This window comes from Bilifractor sp. HCP3S3_D3 (assembly GCF_052063915.1).
GTDB lineage: Bacteria > Bacillota > Clostridia > Lachnospirales > Lachnospiraceae > Bilifractor.
Genome location: NZ_JBQHWP010000006.1, coordinates 26,188 through 42,901 on the forward strand (window position 1 = coordinate 26,188; position 16,714 = coordinate 42,901).

The 16,714-nt window shown below is 51.6% G+C and carries 12 protein-coding genes; 10 read left to right on the forward strand and 2 right to left on the reverse strand.

Annotated features, from left to right (window positions below):
* Positions 1-195: 195 nt before the first annotated feature.
* From ACTNDI_RS04955 to ACTNDI_RS04985, 7 genes are all read left to right on the forward strand, one after another.
* Positions 196-1,569, forward strand: coding sequence for a C40 family peptidase (locus ACTNDI_RS04955; RefSeq protein ID WP_441099647.1), 1,374 nt, complete (start codon positions 196-198; stop codon positions 1,567-1,569).
* Positions 1,570-1,918: 349 nt separating this feature from the next.
* Positions 1,919-2,764, forward strand: coding sequence for an ATP-dependent sacrificial sulfur transferase LarE (larE, locus tag ACTNDI_RS04960; protein ID WP_441099760.1), 846 nt, complete (start codon positions 1,919-1,921; stop codon positions 2,762-2,764).
* A gap of 169 nt (positions 2,765-2,933) precedes the next feature.
* Positions 2,934-3,713, forward strand: coding sequence for a nickel pincer cofactor biosynthesis protein LarB (gene larB, locus ACTNDI_RS04965; RefSeq protein ID WP_441099648.1), 780 nt, complete (start codon positions 2,934-2,936; stop codon positions 3,711-3,713).
* A 164-nt stretch (positions 3,714-3,877) separates the two neighbouring features.
* A complete protein-coding gene (gene larC, locus ACTNDI_RS04970; protein WP_441099649.1) occupies positions 3,878-5,257 on the forward strand; it encodes a nickel pincer cofactor biosynthesis protein LarC in 1,380 nt (459 codons plus the stop codon).
* Between the two features lie 136 nt (positions 5,258-5,393).
* On the forward strand, positions 5,394-6,323 hold the full coding sequence (locus ACTNDI_RS04975; protein ID WP_441099650.1) for an alpha/beta fold hydrolase: 930 nt from the start codon (positions 5,394-5,396) through the stop codon (positions 6,321-6,323).
* Between the two features lie 128 nt (positions 6,324-6,451).
* Positions 6,452-7,336 (forward strand): peptidoglycan editing factor PgeF, encoded by an 885-nt coding sequence (gene pgeF / locus ACTNDI_RS04980; RefSeq protein WP_441099651.1) that lies wholly within the window; start codon positions 6,452-6,454, stop codon positions 7,334-7,336.
* A gap of 194 nt (positions 7,337-7,530) precedes the next feature.
* Entirely contained in the window at positions 7,531-8,820 is a 1,290-nt protein-coding gene (locus ACTNDI_RS04985; protein WP_441099652.1) for an aminotransferase, read from the forward strand.
* A gap of 597 nt (positions 8,821-9,417) precedes the next feature.
* On the opposite strand, the gene ACTNDI_RS04990 is transcribed toward ACTNDI_RS04985, so the two are convergent.
* The gene (locus ACTNDI_RS04990) at positions 9,418-10,290 is read right to left on the reverse strand and encodes a phosphoribosylaminoimidazolesuccinocarboxamide synthase (protein WP_441099653.1); all 873 of its coding nucleotides are present in this window, start codon (positions 10,288-10,290) and stop codon (positions 9,418-9,420) included.
* Positions 10,291-10,713: 423 nt separating this feature from the next.
* Between ACTNDI_RS04990 and ACTNDI_RS04995 the strand changes: the two genes are divergently transcribed.
* The 3 genes from ACTNDI_RS04995 (at position 10,714) to ACTNDI_RS05005 (ending at position 15,061) form a co-directional block, all read left to right on the forward strand.
* A complete protein-coding gene (locus ACTNDI_RS04995; RefSeq protein WP_441099654.1) occupies positions 10,714-11,967 on the forward strand; it encodes a cation diffusion facilitator family transporter in 1,254 nt (417 codons plus the stop codon).
* 116 nt (positions 11,968-12,083) lie between these two features.
* Positions 12,084-12,794, forward strand: a complete 711-nt coding sequence (locus ACTNDI_RS05000; RefSeq protein WP_441099655.1) for an HAD family hydrolase — start codon at positions 12,084-12,086, stop codon at positions 12,792-12,794.
* A 176-nt stretch (positions 12,795-12,970) separates the two neighbouring features.
* Positions 12,971-15,061 (forward strand): LTA synthase family protein, encoded by a 2,091-nt coding sequence (locus tag ACTNDI_RS05005; protein WP_441099656.1) that lies wholly within the window; start codon positions 12,971-12,973, stop codon positions 15,059-15,061.
* 242 nt (positions 15,062-15,303) lie between these two features.
* Here ACTNDI_RS05005 and ACTNDI_RS05010 read toward each other — a convergent pair whose 3' ends face one another.
* Positions 15,304-16,401 carry a PTS transporter subunit IIC gene (locus ACTNDI_RS05010; RefSeq protein ID WP_441099657.1) on the reverse strand — a complete coding sequence of 366 codons (1,098 nt, stop codon included), beginning with the start codon at positions 16,399-16,401 and terminating at the stop codon, positions 15,304-15,306.
* Positions 16,402-16,714: the final 313 nt, after the last annotated feature.

Consider the following 16,714-nt stretch of genomic DNA (forward strand, 5'->3'; position numbering starts at 1 on the left):
TTTCGTTCGCCCTTGTAACACCTGAAAAGTTATGCTATTATGAGAAAGATTAATGAAATGTTTCATTTTTATTAATGCTCCCTTTTCTATGGGGCTGAAATATGGAACAGAGAACGGTGATGCCCCGCAGCGAGCATCAGAATATGTATAAGGTTTCCACGGAGAAATAGTATTTAACTTTTTGGAGATTTTTTGATGAAGAGAAATAAACTTGCAGTGATCGGACTTATAATTGCTCTCACGGCTGCGCCGGCAGTACCGGTCAGCGCGGATGATACGGGGTCTGCGGTGACAGAGAGTTCGCTGAACAACTCGATTGATGAGCTTGAGGCTCAGAAACAGGCGCTTCTCGGGCAGATTGATGACCTGGAAGCACAGCTTGTCACAACGGTTGCCGAGATCAATTCTGTGAACAGCAAACTTACGACTCTTGAGTCTGATATGGAGAAGACGAAGACGGATCTTGCGGCAGCAATCTCGGACAGAGATACGCAGCACGAGGCAATGAAGCTCCGTATTCAGTATATCTACGAGAAGGGCGGCGACGCTGGATGGATCAAGGTGTTCCTTGAGGATGGCGATCTGAATGCATGGCTGAATTCGAAGAGTTATACCGGAACTTTGTATGATTACGACCGCAAGCAGCTTCAGGCATATGCGGATTCTGTAACAAAGGTAACGGACCTTCAGCAGCAGCAGAACAATGAGGAAGCTGAACTTCAGAAGAATAAGGATACGCTGACAACGGATAAGGCCCGTCTGGAGGACCTTATCTCACAGGTAAAGGCACAGTATAGTGACGCAGATCAGAGAATCGCGGACGCATATCAGAAGGCACAGGAGTATCAGCAGCTGGTTGATCAGCAGAACGGTTATATCAGTCAGGTGGTAGCTCTTCAGAGTTCCGGAAACGGAGCCTCCGGATCTGACAGCGAAAGCTCATCCGGAAACAGCACAGCTGCATCATCGAACAATGGAGCTGCGTCTGACGGCGGTTCCGCAGATACGTATACCTATACGGCTTCTGCTGCGGGCGGATCATCGGACGGAACTGCTTCTGCAGGCGGAAGCTCATCCGGAAACAGCGCGCAGGCGTCTGCGGCAATTGAGCAGGCAGCGCAGCAGATCGCGGCAAGCACGGGAACAGATGTTTCCACTGCCAGACAGGCAGCACAGCAGGCATATCAGGCGACCGGGAGCACCTCTACAGCATCCGGTTCCGCGCTTCTGGCATATGCGCAGCAGTTCCTGGGCAATCCATATGTCTATGGCGGTAACAGTCTGACAAACGGAGTAGACTGCTCCGGATTCGTTCAGCAGGTATACAATCATTTCGGCATCAATACTTCCAGAACATCGTGGGATATTGAGAACGACGGAACAGAGGTTTCCTATTCTGATGTACAGGTAGGAGATGTGATCTGCTATGACGGACATGTCGGTATCTATGCCGGTGACGGCCAGATCATCAATGCGGCGAATGAAGCACAGGGAATTACCTACACCAATGCAGATTACGACAATATCGTGACGGTGAGACGTCTTCTTCCGGACGGATCGGGTTCATAACGGTATCGAATATAATTTCTTTATACAAAAACGCAGGAGCAGAGTGCTCCTGCGTTTTTGCATCGGGTAATGCGCATCGGGTAATGTGCATCGGGTAATGCGCACCGGGTAATGCGTATCGGGTAATGCGCATCGTGTGATTTGTGTCCATCGCTTTGCGTTCTGAGTTTTGTGCCGTGCGTTTTGCTGTTACCGGTGCTGTGAAGGTCAGTTGCAAATCAATCTGCCCGCATATATAATGTTCCTATATGGACATCATAGATGCGGGCTGTTTTTGTAAGAAATGCCTGCGGTTGTCGACACAGAGGAGGAGCGGATGATGACGGCGTTCAATGTACCGGTGGAGGGAATTGATCAGGAACTGGAAGGGAAGCTTCAGATCCTGCGAAGGGAGATCGAGGGCTTCGGAAGCCTTGCGGTCGCCTTTTCGGGCGGTGTGGATTCGACTTTTCTGGTGAAGACTGCGCATGATGTACTGGGGGACAGAATGATTGCTGTAACCGCAAGGTCAGAATCCTTTCCGGAGAGGGAACTCAGGGAGGCGGAGGAATTCTGCGAGAAGGAAGGAATTCGTCATGAGGTGGTGCTTTCGGAGGAGCTGGAGATCGAGGGATTCCGGCATAATCCGAAGAACCGCTGTTACCTGTGCAAGCATGAGCTTTTTGAGAAGATCTTGGGCATCGCGAGGGAAAACGGGATTGCTTTCGTCGCGGAGGGATCGAATATGGATGATAACGGCGATTATCGTCCCGGACTTACGGCGGTAGCCGAGCTTGGCGTTAAGAGCCCGCTGAGGGATGCGGGTCTTGATAAAGCGGAGATTCGCAGGCTGTCGAAGGCAATGAATCTCCCGACGTGGAACAAACAGTCCTTCGCCTGTCTGTCTTCGAGATTTGTATACGGAGAGGAGATTACGAGGGACAGGCTTCACATGGTGGATCAGGCCGAGCAGCTTCTGTTGGATCTCGGATTTCATCAGGTACGGGTGAGAATCCACGGCGGGACAATCGCCAGGATCGAGGTTCTGCCGGAGGAGTTTCCAAGGCTGATGCGGGACGAAATCCGCAGGACAATTGTGATGAGCTTCAAGAATTATGGATTTGCATATGTGACGATGGATCTTCAGGGATACCGTTCCGGCAGCATGAACGAGACGCTCACCAGGGAGCAGAAGGAACATGGAACCGAGGCATGACCCGGAGATTTCCAGACTGTACAGGCGGAAGGGCGTGAGAATTACAGCGCACTGGAAAGATGTGCTGCAGCGGTTTCCAGACTGTACAAATGGAAGGGTGTGAGAATTACAGCGCGCTGGAAAGATGCGTTGCAGCGGTTTCCAGATGTACGGGCAGAAGGGTGTGAGAATGTCGGATATTAGGAAAATACTGGAAAAAGTGAAGAACGGCGAGATCGGTGTCGCACAGGCGGAGAAGCTGCTCGACAGAGGCGGCATCGAGGAGATGGGGTACGCGAAGCTGGACATGAACAGGGATGCACGGACCGGTTTCCCGGAGGTTATCTACTGTGAGAGAAAGACGGATGATTTCCTGGTCAGTATCTACAGAAAGATGCTCGGACAATATGGAGAGGTGTTGGGCACCCGCGCGAGTGATCACCAGTACCGGATGATCAAAGACGTGATTCCGGAAGTGGTCTATGATCCGGTTTCTCATATCCTCAAGGTGGAAAAAAAAGATAAGGTGAGAAGCGGCAGAATTGCCGTCTGCACCGCGGGGACAGCGGATATTTCCGTTGCGGAAGAAGCGGCGCAGACGGCTGAATTTTTTGGATCTGCGGTGGACCGGATCTATGATGTGGGCGTCAGCGGGATACATCGGCTGTTCGCACATATGGAGGAAATCCAGGCAGCAAACTGTGTCGTTGCGGTTGCGGGAATGGAGGGGGCACTGGCGAGTGTTCTCGGAGGACTTGTCCGGAATCCGGTGATCGCAGTTCCGACATCGGTTGGTTATGGAGCCAGTCTGAACGGACTCTCGGCCCTTCTGACGATGATCAATTCCTGCGCGAACGGGATAGCGGTAGTGAATATCGACAACGGGTACGGCGCCGGATATATGGCTACGCAGATCAACCGTCTTGCTGTCCGGGGCAGTGTAACGGAAACGGACGCAGATGGCCGGTAAGAAGTCTGGATAGTCTGTGGTATGTGATTTTTCTATGAGGCAGCGGAAGCAGCCGGGCGGGGATGTCGTCGTCAGAAATCGTCAAAAAGGAAGGTCTTTGGATAAGGAGATCTTTGTTCTGACGGCTGCGAGGGAGCGAAGTGGAACCGGAAAGGAATGACAGAATGGGGATGAGGAATCAGGGGAAAAAATATCTGTATCTGGACTGCGCGTCCGGAATCAGCGGGGATATGGCAGTTGCGGCGCTTCTGGATCTGGGCGCGGACCGCAGAGCTCTGGACCGGGCGCTTGGAAGCATTCATGCGGAAGGCTTCCGTGTCGAAATCGGAAGAGTGAGGAAATCAGCCATAGACTGCTGTGATTTTCGTGTGATTCTGGACGAGGAGCATGAGAATCACGACCATGACGCGGCTTATCTTTACGGCAGCCGGGAAATGGCGGGGGAGGTGCCGGCACATAAAGCGCATCACGCGCACCGGACGCTGGAGGAGATCGAGAATATCCTGGCGGATGTCGATATGTCGGATCACGCACTGGAGCTCGCAGGCAGAATTTTTGAGATTCTGGCGGAGGCGGAAGCCAAAGCACACGGGGTTCCGACGGGGCAGGTCCATTTTCATGAGGTCGGAGCCATTGATTCCATCGTGGACATTGTGGCGGTCTCGGTATGTATGGACAGCCTTGAGACAGATGGGGTGATCATCCCGAGGCTCTGTGAGGGAAGAGGAATGGTACGCACACAGCACGGACTTCTGCCAGTTCCGGTTCCCGCGGTCATGAATATCGCTCAGGCTGGCGGATTGAATCTTGAGATCTGCGACAGGCAGGGGGAATATGTGACGCCTACGGGAGCAGCGTTTGCTGCCGCGGTCATCACCTCTGACCATCTTCCCGGAAGATTCCGGATCCTTGCCACAGGACTGGGAGCGGGGAAGCGGGAACAGGAGGTCCCGGGAATCCTGAGAGCTATGCTGATTGAACCCGTGGAGGTTCCGGAATCGGAAAGCCCTTGCGCCGGAGCTGCAGAGCCGTGTTCCGCCGGGAGCGGGATTATAATCGGAGCAGAAGCGGCGGGGGCAGAGAACAGGAACTTTTCCGACGGCCTTACGGCCGGTGACGGCATATGGAAGCTGGAAACCAATATTGATGACTGCAGCGGCGAGGCCCTCGGCTATACGCTGGAACGGCTTCTGGAGAAAGGGGCAAGAGATGCCCATTATACGCCGGTCTATATGAAGAAGAACCGGCCGGGATGGCTTCTCACGGTGCTCTGCGACGAGCAGGAAATTCCGGCTCTGGAGCGGATCATCTTTGAGGAGACGACGACGATCGGAATCCGCAGAGTCCGGATGGAGAGAGATACGCTTCCCAGAAAGGCGGAAAAGGTGATGACTCCTTATGGAGAGATTGAGGTCAAAACCGTGAGCATCGGCAGCAGGAAGAAGGTGTATCCGGAATATGAAAGCGTTGTCAGGGCAGCCAGGGAAACGGGGGCGGCCTTTGAGACGGTTTATCTGAGTGCCCGGGATTCCTATGAGGAGTGAAGGTAGGAGGAGTGTAATTGCGGTTTTAGAGGAAGGCAATCGGGGCTTAGGGAAAGGTAATTGGGGTTCAAGGGGAAGAATTTCATACGACAGTTGAACTGGAGATCAGGGAAACTGAGACAAGGGAGGTTTTTACATGAAAAGGGATTTCAGATATCCTTCAAAGGATGGGAGAACATCGATTCACGCGATCGAGTGGATTCCGGATGGTGAGGTCAGTGCAGTCGTTCAGGTGGTTCACGGCATGGTGGAATTTGTCGATCGATACGACAGAATTGCGAATCTTCTGAACACAAAGGGAATTTATGTCGTGGGGAACGACCATCTGGGACACGGCGCGTCCGTTGTCAGCGAAGAGGATTACGGCTATTTTGCGGAAAAAGATGGAAACCGCTGTGTGATTGGAGACATTCAGAGTCTGCGTGAGATGACTGAGAAAAAATATCCGGGCGTACCTTATTTTATCCTGGGACACAGCATGGGCTCCTTCCTGACCGCGCAGTATATTGAGGAGTACGGGGAAGGGCTTTCCGGGGCGGTGATCTCGGGAACCGGATATCAGAGCGCGGGTACGCTCAGGACAGGAAAGACGATCTGTAAAACGATCGCTGCTATTAAGGGCTGGAGGTATCGGAGTCCGTTTGTCAATAACATGGCACTGGGCTCCTACAACAAAAAATTTGAGCCTGCGCGGACAGCCAATGACTGGCTTACCCGCGATACGGCAATCGTCGATGCATACTGCGCGAACCCTTGGAACAATTTTATGTTTACCTTGAACGCATATTACAATCTCTTTACCGGGATTGAGACTGCTGAGAAGGAAGAGAATATCAGCAGAATACCAAAGGAGCTTCCGGTTTTGATTGTGAGCGGCGGAGATGACCCGGTAGGAAATTTCGGAAAGGGGCCCGCGAAGGTAGCGGAGAATTTCCGGAAATGCGGAGCGCGCGACGTGAAATGCAGGATATATCCCGGTGACCGGCATGAAATTCTGAATGAACTGGATCACGAGGTGGTTGACGGGGAGCTGATCGACTGGATCACGGATAAGAGCAGAAAGTAAAGCACCATGGCCCGTAAGCGGAGGGGCAACAAGCTGTATGCGCTGCGCCGGTTCTGATTTTTGTCCCAAAAATCAGGAAAAAACTGCAAGCGGGGTGCCACAAGCTGTATGAGTTATGGGAGGAATAGATGGCATATTCTTCAACTGATAAGATTAAAATAGCACTGAACAGGAAGGAGAATACGGACCTGCCTGTTCTGGCGGGTGAGCGGATTCCGCTTCTGAAGTTTCCTTCCCTGGACCGGACGGGGATTGTGGAGCATGGATTTACCACGAGGATAGGCGGTGTGAGCGGAACGGAGCCCGGAATGGAGCACCTTCGCTCCCTGAATCTGAGTTTTTCCAGAGGCGACCGGGAGGAGAACGTGCGGGAGAATTTCCGAAGAGTTGCTCAGGAATTCGGAGTTGATTCAGACCGGTTTGTTTTCTCTTCGCAGATGCACACATCAAATGTCCGGACCGTGACGGAGGCGGATGCTGGAAAGGGTCTGACAAGACCGCAGGATCAGAACGATGTGGATGCCCTGGTGACGGATGAGCGCCGTCTGGTGCTGAGCATTTTCGTTGCAGACTGCGTTCCGGTGGCGTTCGTGGATCCGGTGCACCGCGCAATCGGCATGGCACATTCCGGTTGGAGGGGAACTGTGGCAAGAATCGGAGCGGCTGTCGTACAGAGAATGCGGGAAAATTACGGAACCAATCCGGAAGATCTGATCTGTGCGATCGGACCTTCCGTCTGCCGGGACTGTTATGAGGTAAGCGACGATGTGGCACAGCGTATGGCGGATGAATTTCACGGACATGAGAGTGAGATTCTGGAGGACAGGCATAACGGGCACTATCAGCTGGATCTCTGGGAGACAAATCGGATCGTCCTTGAGGATGCCGGTGTGTCGGCGGAGCAGATCTCTGTAACGGGGGTGTGCACCTGCTGCAATCCGAAGGTACTTTTTTCTCACAGGGCCAGCCACGGGATGCGGGGAAATCTCGGAGCATTTCTGATGCTGAAGTAAAGATGAATATTAAATGAACAAAAAATTCTTTTCTGCAAGGTTTTGCCTGTCAATAATCCACAATTTTGCAAGATACTGATGAAATACTTGCATATCGGTGTTATAATAGCACTCGATGGTCTGAAAAATACGAATGGATCCTCCATTTTGTATCAGACAGGATCAGATAAACCGCATCGGAAGGAGTACAGGATATGAAGCCTTACAAGGAAATGAGCAAGGAAGAGCTTGCGTCGGAGATCGAATTACTCAGAAAACAGTACAAGAAGTACCAGGGGATGGAATTAAACCTGAATATGGCACGCGGAAAGCCCTGTCAGGAGCAGCTGGATCTCTCGATGGGACTGATGGACGCTCTTACGTCAGATGCGGATCTTACCTGCGAGGACGGGACGGACTGCAGAAACTATGGAGTTCTGACCGGAATCCATGAGGCTAAGGTTCTGATCGGAGATATGATGGAGAATAATCCGGATGATATCATCATCTATGGAAACTCCTCTCTGAACGTTATGTATGATACAATTTCACGCGCGTATTCCCACGGAATCATGGGGAATACACCGTGGTGCAAGCTGGACAAGGTAAAATGGCTCTGTCCGGTCCCGGGATATGACCGTCATTTCGGAATCACGGAATATTTCGGCTTTGAAATGATACCGGTGCCGATGTCTCCGACCGGCCCGGATATGGACATGATCGAGAATCTTGTCGCAAACGATGATTCCATCAAGGGAATCTGGTGCGTTCCGAAGTACTCGAATCCGCAGGGATATTCCTATTCCGATGATACGGTGCGCCGCTTCGCCAGACTGAAGCCGGCGGCAAAGGACTTCCGGATTTTCTGGGACAATGCCTATGGAATTCATCATCTCTATGACGACAAGCAGGATTACCTGATTGAGATTCTCGCCGAGTGCAAGCGTGCCGGCAATCCGGATCTCGTATACAAGTTCGCGTCTACCTCCAAGATCACCTTCCCGGGCAGCGGCATCGCGGCAATGGCTACGTCGCCGAACAACATGAAGGACATTCTGGAGACCATGAAGCATCAGACAATCGGCCATGATAAGGTCAATCAGCTTCGTCACGTGCGTTTCTTCAAGGATATTCACGGCATGGTGGAGCACATGAGAAAGCAGGCGGATATCATCCGTCCGAAGTTCGAGGCGGTGGAGCAGATTCTGGACGAGGAGCTTTCCGGACTGGAGATCGGTACATGGACGATGCCGAAGGGCGGTTATTTCATCAGCTTTGACGCTCTGGACGGCTGTGCGAAGGAAATCGTAGGAAAGTGCAAAAAGGCGGGAGTTCAGATGACTGGCGCCGGAGCTACATGGCCTTATGGAAAGGATCCGCACGATTCCAATATCCGTATCGCTCCGACCTATCCGCCGATCGATGATCTGAAGACGGCGGCGAAGCTTTTCACCCTCTGTGTGAAGCTGGTAAGCGCGAATAAGATTTTTTCTGAGATGCAATAAAACATATCGAGTCAGACGCACCCGGAGACATATTGTCTCCGGGTGCATTGTTTACGCGAACAGTGAGCCGCAGCCGAATGCGAAGTATTCGTGTGCGGCGAGCGTCGCGATAGCGAGATAAAACTCGCGCAGCGTGTTTTATCTCGTTGGTTTTTGAAACTGTTTCCGGTTTTATACGCACGCAGGGCATAGGATGAAGTCGATCATGTCGGCGTTGCCCGGGGCCGCTGTCTTATGCGTACGCGGGGCATAGATGCCCCGGCTGTGCGTTCAAAGAGTATATACGCAAAAATCGGGAAACAACCCGAAGAAGATAGATAGAAAAAAACGAAAAAATAAGAAACGGAACTGCTCCAGCATGCAGTTCCGTCTCTTATTAAATAAATAAAGGAAGGAGAAACCGATATGAAATCGGTCAATGAAAAAGAAATTAAGTAGTTTGCTTTGTACTATGGTTTACAGTCTAGCAGGGGGATGTGAATTACCTTTGATGATAAAATGAACATTATGTGAACGATTCCGCAGTTTATCGAAATTTACGAAAACCTAACACAGACAGAAATGCAGCTGCCCGGAGGACAGCTGCATGTACGTTCGTTATTTCAGATCGGAACCGGTCAGAAGCTTGTAGGCTTCCTTGTATTTCGCGATCGTCTTGTCGATGACATCCTGAGGAAGGTTGTAATCGCTGTCCGGATTTGCCTTGAGCCAGTCGCGGACGAACTGCTTGTCGAAGGACGGCTGTGAATGTCCCGGCTCATAACCCTCTGCGGGCCAGAAACGGGAGCTGTCGGGAGTGAGCATCTCGTCACCGAGAACGACATTGCCGTTTTCGTCGAGACCGAATTCAAACTTTGTGTCGGCGATGATGATGCCTTTGGAGAGCGCATACTCGGCGCATTCCGTGTAGAGCTTGAGGGTATAGGTTTTCAGGCAGTTTGCGTAGTACTCGCCGTGTCCCGGGTAAAGCTTCTCGAGAACATCGATGCTCTTCTCGTAGCTGATATTCTCGTCATGATCGCCAATCTCTGCCTTGGTGCTCGGAGTGTAAATCGGCTCCGGAAGCTTGTCACATTCTCTGAGTCCGGCAGGAAGCTTGATTCCGCATACAAGGCCTGTTTTCTGATAGCTTGCCCAGCCGCTTCCTGTGATGTATCCTCGAACAATGCACTCGATCGGGAGCATCGTCAGCTTCTTGCAGAGCATGCTGTTGCCGTCGAACTGCGGCTGTCTGAAGAATTCCGGCATATCTTTGACATCCGTGCTGATCATGTGGTTCGGCAGAATATCCTTGGTGTAATCAAACCAGAATCTGGACATCTGTGTGAGGACGGTGCCCTTCTTGGTAACTTTGTTCTTCAGAATTACATCAAACGCAGAAATACGGTCTGTAGCGACCATGATCAGGCTGTCGCCGTTATCATAGATCTCGCGGACCTTGCCTTCCTTGATTGGCTTAAATTCCTTCATGAATTTTCCTCCTGTTGGGTAATGGGTAACCCGTACATCATCTGCTGTTATCGCCTTATAGTATAAGAAGAAACACCTTCAAAGGCAAGAAGAAAAGAACAGAAATCAGGAGAAATCCCCGGGAGGGAAAGACAGAACCACGGTAATATCCGGGTGGATGAGGGGGAGATCCGCAAATGACGAGAAAATGTACAGAAAATAAAGGAAGATGGCTTGATATCGCTATCTGATTTTCTTATAATCGATACACATGTCGTTTGTGCCGGGTACGCACGGGCACAGGCAGGTTTTGGAAGAGAGAACTCAGAGGCACCATTATCTGGGATGACTGATACGCACTGGCGTGGGCACGCTTCAGAGGGAGCAGTAATGAAAGATAGTAAAACAGACAGAACAGGTAAAAAACCCGGAGAGAGGAAAAACATGGAAAGTAATGAAGCAGGAGAAGGGAAAATCATGGAAAATAAAAATCCCGGAGACAGAAAAGACATCGAAGGCGTTCACGAAGCCGGAACAGGCGAGACAGAAAACGCGGAGCGGGGACAGGAATTGCCGGAAACGCTTCAGGATTCTGGGCGTGACCGGGTGATCATCCGGACGAGTATCACGGGAATCATAGCAAATGTGCTTCTCGCGGTATTCAAGGCGATTGTTGGAATGCTGTCGAATTCGATAGCGGTCGTTCTTGACGCGGTAAATAACCTGAGCGACGCGATGTCCTCGGTGATCACCATCGTTGGAACAAAGCTTGCGGGAAAGGCACCGGACCGGAAGCATCCGATGGGTTACGGCAGGGTGGAATATCTGAGCTCTGCCATTATCTCCCTGATTGTGCTCTATGCGGGAATCAGCTCTATGCGGGAATCAGTGGGAAAAATCATTCATCCTGAAAAAGCGGATTATTCCGCACTGACTCTCGTGATCATCGCGGTTGCTGTTGTCGTGAAGATCGTTCTCGGACGCTATGTGAAGCGTATCGGTGAGAAGGTGAATTCAGATTCTCTGGTGAATTCCGGACAGGACGCGACGCTGGACTCCGTCATTTCGGCATCGACGCTTGCGGCTGCGTTCATCTATATGTTCTTCCATATTTCGCTGGAATCCTGGCTCGGCGCAGTGATTTCCGTTGTCATCATCAAATCCGGAATCGAAATGCTCAGAGACACCCTGAGTCAGATATTGGGAGAGCGTGTGGACAGCGAGCTGTCGCGAACGGTAAAGGAAAAAATCGAGGAGGTAGAAGGTGTCTACGGAGCCTATGATCTTGTCCTGCACAGCTATGGTCCGGATAAATGGTTGGGATCGGTTCACATCGAGGTAAAGGATACCTGCACGGCAGATGAAATCGATGAGCTCGAGAGAAGAATCGCGCATAAGATATACGGCGAGACAGGTGTCATTCTGACGGGCATCGGCATCTATTCCATGAATACACAGGATGATTTGGCGAGAAAGATTCAGACACGGGTGACAGAAATCGTCATGTCCCACGATCATGTTCTGCAGATTCACGGATTTTACCTGGATGAAAAGGAAAAAACGATTCGCTTTGACATGGTGATCGACTTCTTCGTACCGGACAGGGAGGCTCTTGTGGAGGATGTATGCGGAGATGTCAGAAGAGAATTCCCGGGTTATCAGGTGGTGATCCAGCCGGATACGGATGTGTCAGACTGAATGCAGGGGCATGCAGGCTGCGGGAGGTATAGTTTACAGATCCAGCCGGATACGGATGGGTCAGACTGAGCAAAGAGACACGCGCAGAGGAAGAACCTTGATTAAGTGGGAGGAACATGAGAAAAGCAGTATTTTTTGATCTGGACAACACATTGTACAGCTATGATAACGCCGATGACGCGGCACAGAAAACGCTGAACAGATTCTGTGCGCGGCAGTTCGGTCTGTCGGAAGAATTCACCGGGCGGAGAATCCACGAGATCATGGATCAGCTGATCGGGGAGATGGGATGGAAACAGGCTGCGACCCACGACAGGCTGATCCGCTTCAGCCGCTTCCTGCAGGATATCGGGCAACCGGTTTTCCCGTATGCAGGTATGATGTATGACATTTACTGGGACACGCTGATTCAGAATATGACGCCGGAGAAAGGCGTTTACCGGTTTCTTGGGGAGTTGAAAAATCGGGGATATTATGTGGCCTGCGCGACCAATATGCTGTCCTGGATCCAGTACAGAAAAGTCCGTAAGCTTGGGATGGGAAGTCTGCTGGAGGATCTGATTACGAGTGCCGAGGTGTGCACGGAGAAGCCGGACCCGGAATTTTTCCGCTTCTGTGTGAAAAAAGCGGGTTTCCAGCCGGACGAATGTGTCTATATTGGAGACAACTACAGGCTGGATGTACTCGGCTCGAGGGAGGCGGGCCTGCGGGGAATCCTGTATCAGACGGCGGAGCTTGCCGCAAGGCATGAAGGCGCGGAGCCTGGCGCGGCGGTGATCCGGGATTACTCAGAGCTGGAGAAAAATCTGAAGCTGATTGAGATGTAATTTGTGTTTCAAGGATTGCGCGGAAACAGGAACTGCAGGTATTTTTTGTGAATAAAATGTGAAAAAGACTTGATTCGACGCGGATTTATGATATGTTAGTAAACAGTGTCTAACCGCGTCATCCGAAAATACTTTTTCAGGATGAGAATTCACATCAGAAAGTTGGTACGGCTGAAATGAAGATATCTTTTAATATCACCAAAAAGCGAATGCTCTGCTTTGGCATTCTTCTGGCGGCGGCGGTTGTGATGTATGCGATCACCCGATATATGCTCTGGACGCTGCTTCCCTATGCCGGCGTGCTGTTTGTTGTCACGAATATTGATTTTGAGCTGAGCGACAGGGTTCCGTGGGTCTGGACGGCGATTCTGTTTGTTCTGAGCTGCAAGTTCACGGAGTTCTGCGTGCAGCATGTAATCCTGGCGCCTGATTTTTTTATCAAGACCTCAAAACATACACATTTGATGAATGTTCTGCTGATTCTGTCGGTCTATTTCCTGTTTCAGCTGATTCTCAGCCGGCCGTCCTGGTCCGCAATCGCGGCACACTGTGCGCTGACGGCTTTTGCGTACACGAACTATTTTGTATACACGGTTCGTGGAAATGAAATCGTATATTCGGATCTGATCACGGTCGGAACCGGACTGAGTGTTGTCAAGAACTACTCGTTCATTCTGCATGACAGAGGCGCGTATATCATTATGCTGAGCATCCTGTATGTGATGCTTGTCCGGAAAATCAAGGTGAAATACACCTGGCACTGGCTGCAGAGAATCATCAGCGCGGCCCTTATGATTGCGCTTTTCGGCTATGTGTTTCAGAAGACAGCGAACACAGAGACCCAGACATGGGAACAGAAGGGAACTTATCAGAACGGCTTTGTTCTGAATTTTGTCCTCAGTGTCCGCGACAACTTTGTCCAGCCGCCGGAGGGTTACTCTGCCAGTGCAGTGAAAAAACTGGAGGATACCTATAAGGACGCGGATGCGGTTCAGAATGTGACCACAAACGAGGAGGTCAAGAATCCGACGATCATCTTCATCATGGATGAGTCCTTTGCGGATCTTTCCGTACTGGGCAATCTGGAGACCAATGTGGGTGACTACATGCCGTTCATTCATTCCATGAGCGAGAATACGATAAAGGGCTATGCCCTGTCGTCTGTTTTTGGCGCTAAGACGCCGAACTCCGAGTGGGAGTATCAGACCGGAAATTCCATGGCGTTCCTGCCGTCCGGATCTGTTGTGTACCAGCAGTATATGAACAATACCCCGTTCTCCATTGTATCCACATTAAAAAATATGGGCTACACGACGGTTGCCATGCATCCCTACTACGCAAGCGGCTGGAGCAGAAAGACTGTGTATCCGAAGCTTGGATATGATGAAACGTATTTCATGGATGATCCGGCGGGATTTTTTGATCAGACAAATATCATGCGTGACTATATCACGGATCAGGAGCTCTTTGACAAGATTATCAACCGCTACAACGAGAAAAAAGACGGAGAGAGTCTTCTGATCACCGGCATTACGATGCAGAATCACGGCGGTTACACAGGCACGTATTCCAACTTCACGCCGACGGTAACGGCAGAACCGGGAATTTTCAGCGATGTCAATCAGTATCTGACCTGCGCGCAGGCGACCGATACCGCGGTGAAAAACCTGGTCGAGTACTTCGAAGGTGTTGATGATCCGGTTGAGATCGTATTCTTCGGAGATCATCAGCCGAGTCTGGACGAGTATTTCTACCGGTATCTGAACGGAAAGGGAATGTCCGGACTGACCATGGACGAGCTGGAGAACTTCTTCAAGGTGCCCTTCTTTATCTGGACAAACTATGATACAGATGCAACCACGATTGACTGCACCAGTTTGAACTATCTGTCTACTCTGACGCTGGAAAGAGCGAATATTGAACTTCCCGCGTATAACAAGTTCCTGGCGGAGATGATGAAGACCGTGCCGGCGATCAATTCCCGTGGATACTATTCGGAGACGACGAAGCAGTTTGAGCATCTGGAAAACGCAACCGGTGACGAGGCAAAATGGATCAGGAACTATAATATACTGGAATACAATTCGATGTTTGACAAGGACAACCGGAGTGATGTGTTCTTCCCCTACATCACCGGGGAGAGCACAGCATCGGATTCGAGTGCAAAGAGCGGAGGAACTGCCGCGGACAGTTCCTCCGGAGATGAAGAGGGAGGGACTTCTTCGGGAAGTTCCTCTTCCGAAGAGAGCAAAGAGGCGGCAGGCTGAACCTGCCGCCTCTTTGACCATATGTAATAAGATCGGTGCGAACGTGTGAAATCCGAATATGCGCGAACAGTGAGCCACATCCGCTCACACATTGTGTGAAGCGGTGGGGCTCACGCCGCGGAAGACCGACGAAGTCGGTCACCTGCAGGATTGCGGGAGTGCAAAGCACGGAGCAATCCGTAGCCTATACAGTGTGTGGCACGATTTATCGTAAGGGCGTGTATGTATGAGCAGGCGACGGGTCAATTCTGCTTCAGGGTGAGATCTCCGTCCTTTACCCAGCCTCTTCTGCGGCAGAACTGATTGATCAGCGGGCAGATGACGGCGGGAAGGATGAAGCAGATCAGAACCAGTCCGATCCAGTCGCTGGCGGTTATCGCTGTCTTCGTCCCGGCAGCGATATCATTCAGCCAGCCCTGGAAGACCCCGATCTGTCCGACGAGACCGCAGGTGCCCATTCCGGAATCAATCGCCGGCCCATTCATCTGCATGCGGAAGACGCAGGTGGCGATTGGTCCGGTAATGGCGGAGGTGACGATCGGGGCAATCCAGACCTTTGGATTTTTTACGATGTTGGGCATCTGGAGCATGGAGGTTCCGATTCCCTGGGATACCAGACCTCCCCATTTATTCTCGCGGAAGGACATCACAGCGAATCCGACCATCTGGGCGCAGCAGCCGGCAACGGCGGCGCCGCCGGCGAGGCCGGTGAGCTGGAGAGCCGCACAGATTGCGGCTGAGGAAATCGGAAGGGTCAGAGCAATTCCGACGACGACAGATACCAGAATGCCCATCAGGAGCGGCTGCAGCTCTGTCGCCCACATGATGAAATTGCCGACCATCATCGCAAGTTTTCCGAGTGGTGGCGCGATCAGGGCGGAAAGGGCGACACCGACACCGATGGTGACGAGCGGTGTGACAAGGATATCGACCTTGGTCTCTCCGGCGGCCATCTTCCCGATCTCCGCGGTAATGATTGCGACAAATAGTACTGCGAGCGGTCCGCCTGCGCCTCCGAGGGCGTTCGAAGCAAAACCGACTGTGATCAGTGAGAAGAGGACCAGGGGCGGGCACTGAAGAGCCCGTCCGATGGCAACGGCCATCGCCGGTCCGCTCATCGCCATGGCGAGGCCGCCTACGGTGTAGTCAACACCGGAAACGGTTGCCACGGTAGCGGAGAGAGCTCCGATGTGAAACAGGGTACCGATGGTGTTGATGATGGTGCCGATTAGAAGAGAACAGAAAAGTCCCTGAGCCATGGCGCCGAGCGCATCGATGCCATAGCGCTTCAGGGATATTTCTATGTTCTTTTTCTTAAGAAACGCCTTGAACTTTTCCATTTTTCTTTTTTTCTCCTTTTCTTCCTTTCCCCATTTTGTCTGCCGTTCCGATTTTCCACCTGCGCCGGAGCGGCTATTCTGCCAGTGCAGGTGTTCCGTTCGGAGCAGCTATTCTGTCAGTGCAGGTGTTCTGTCCGGATACGTGACAAGACACATGTCTGCGCAGATTATATAACACGAGGGAAAGAAAAGTCAATGGAATTGCTGGTGCTGCAACAGAGCGCGAAATGGCGCGGAAGTGCTCATTCCTGCAGGATTGGGAGAGTGCAGCTGTTTTATTTGCGCCGTGTGCGTGTGCCGTGATATACTGTAG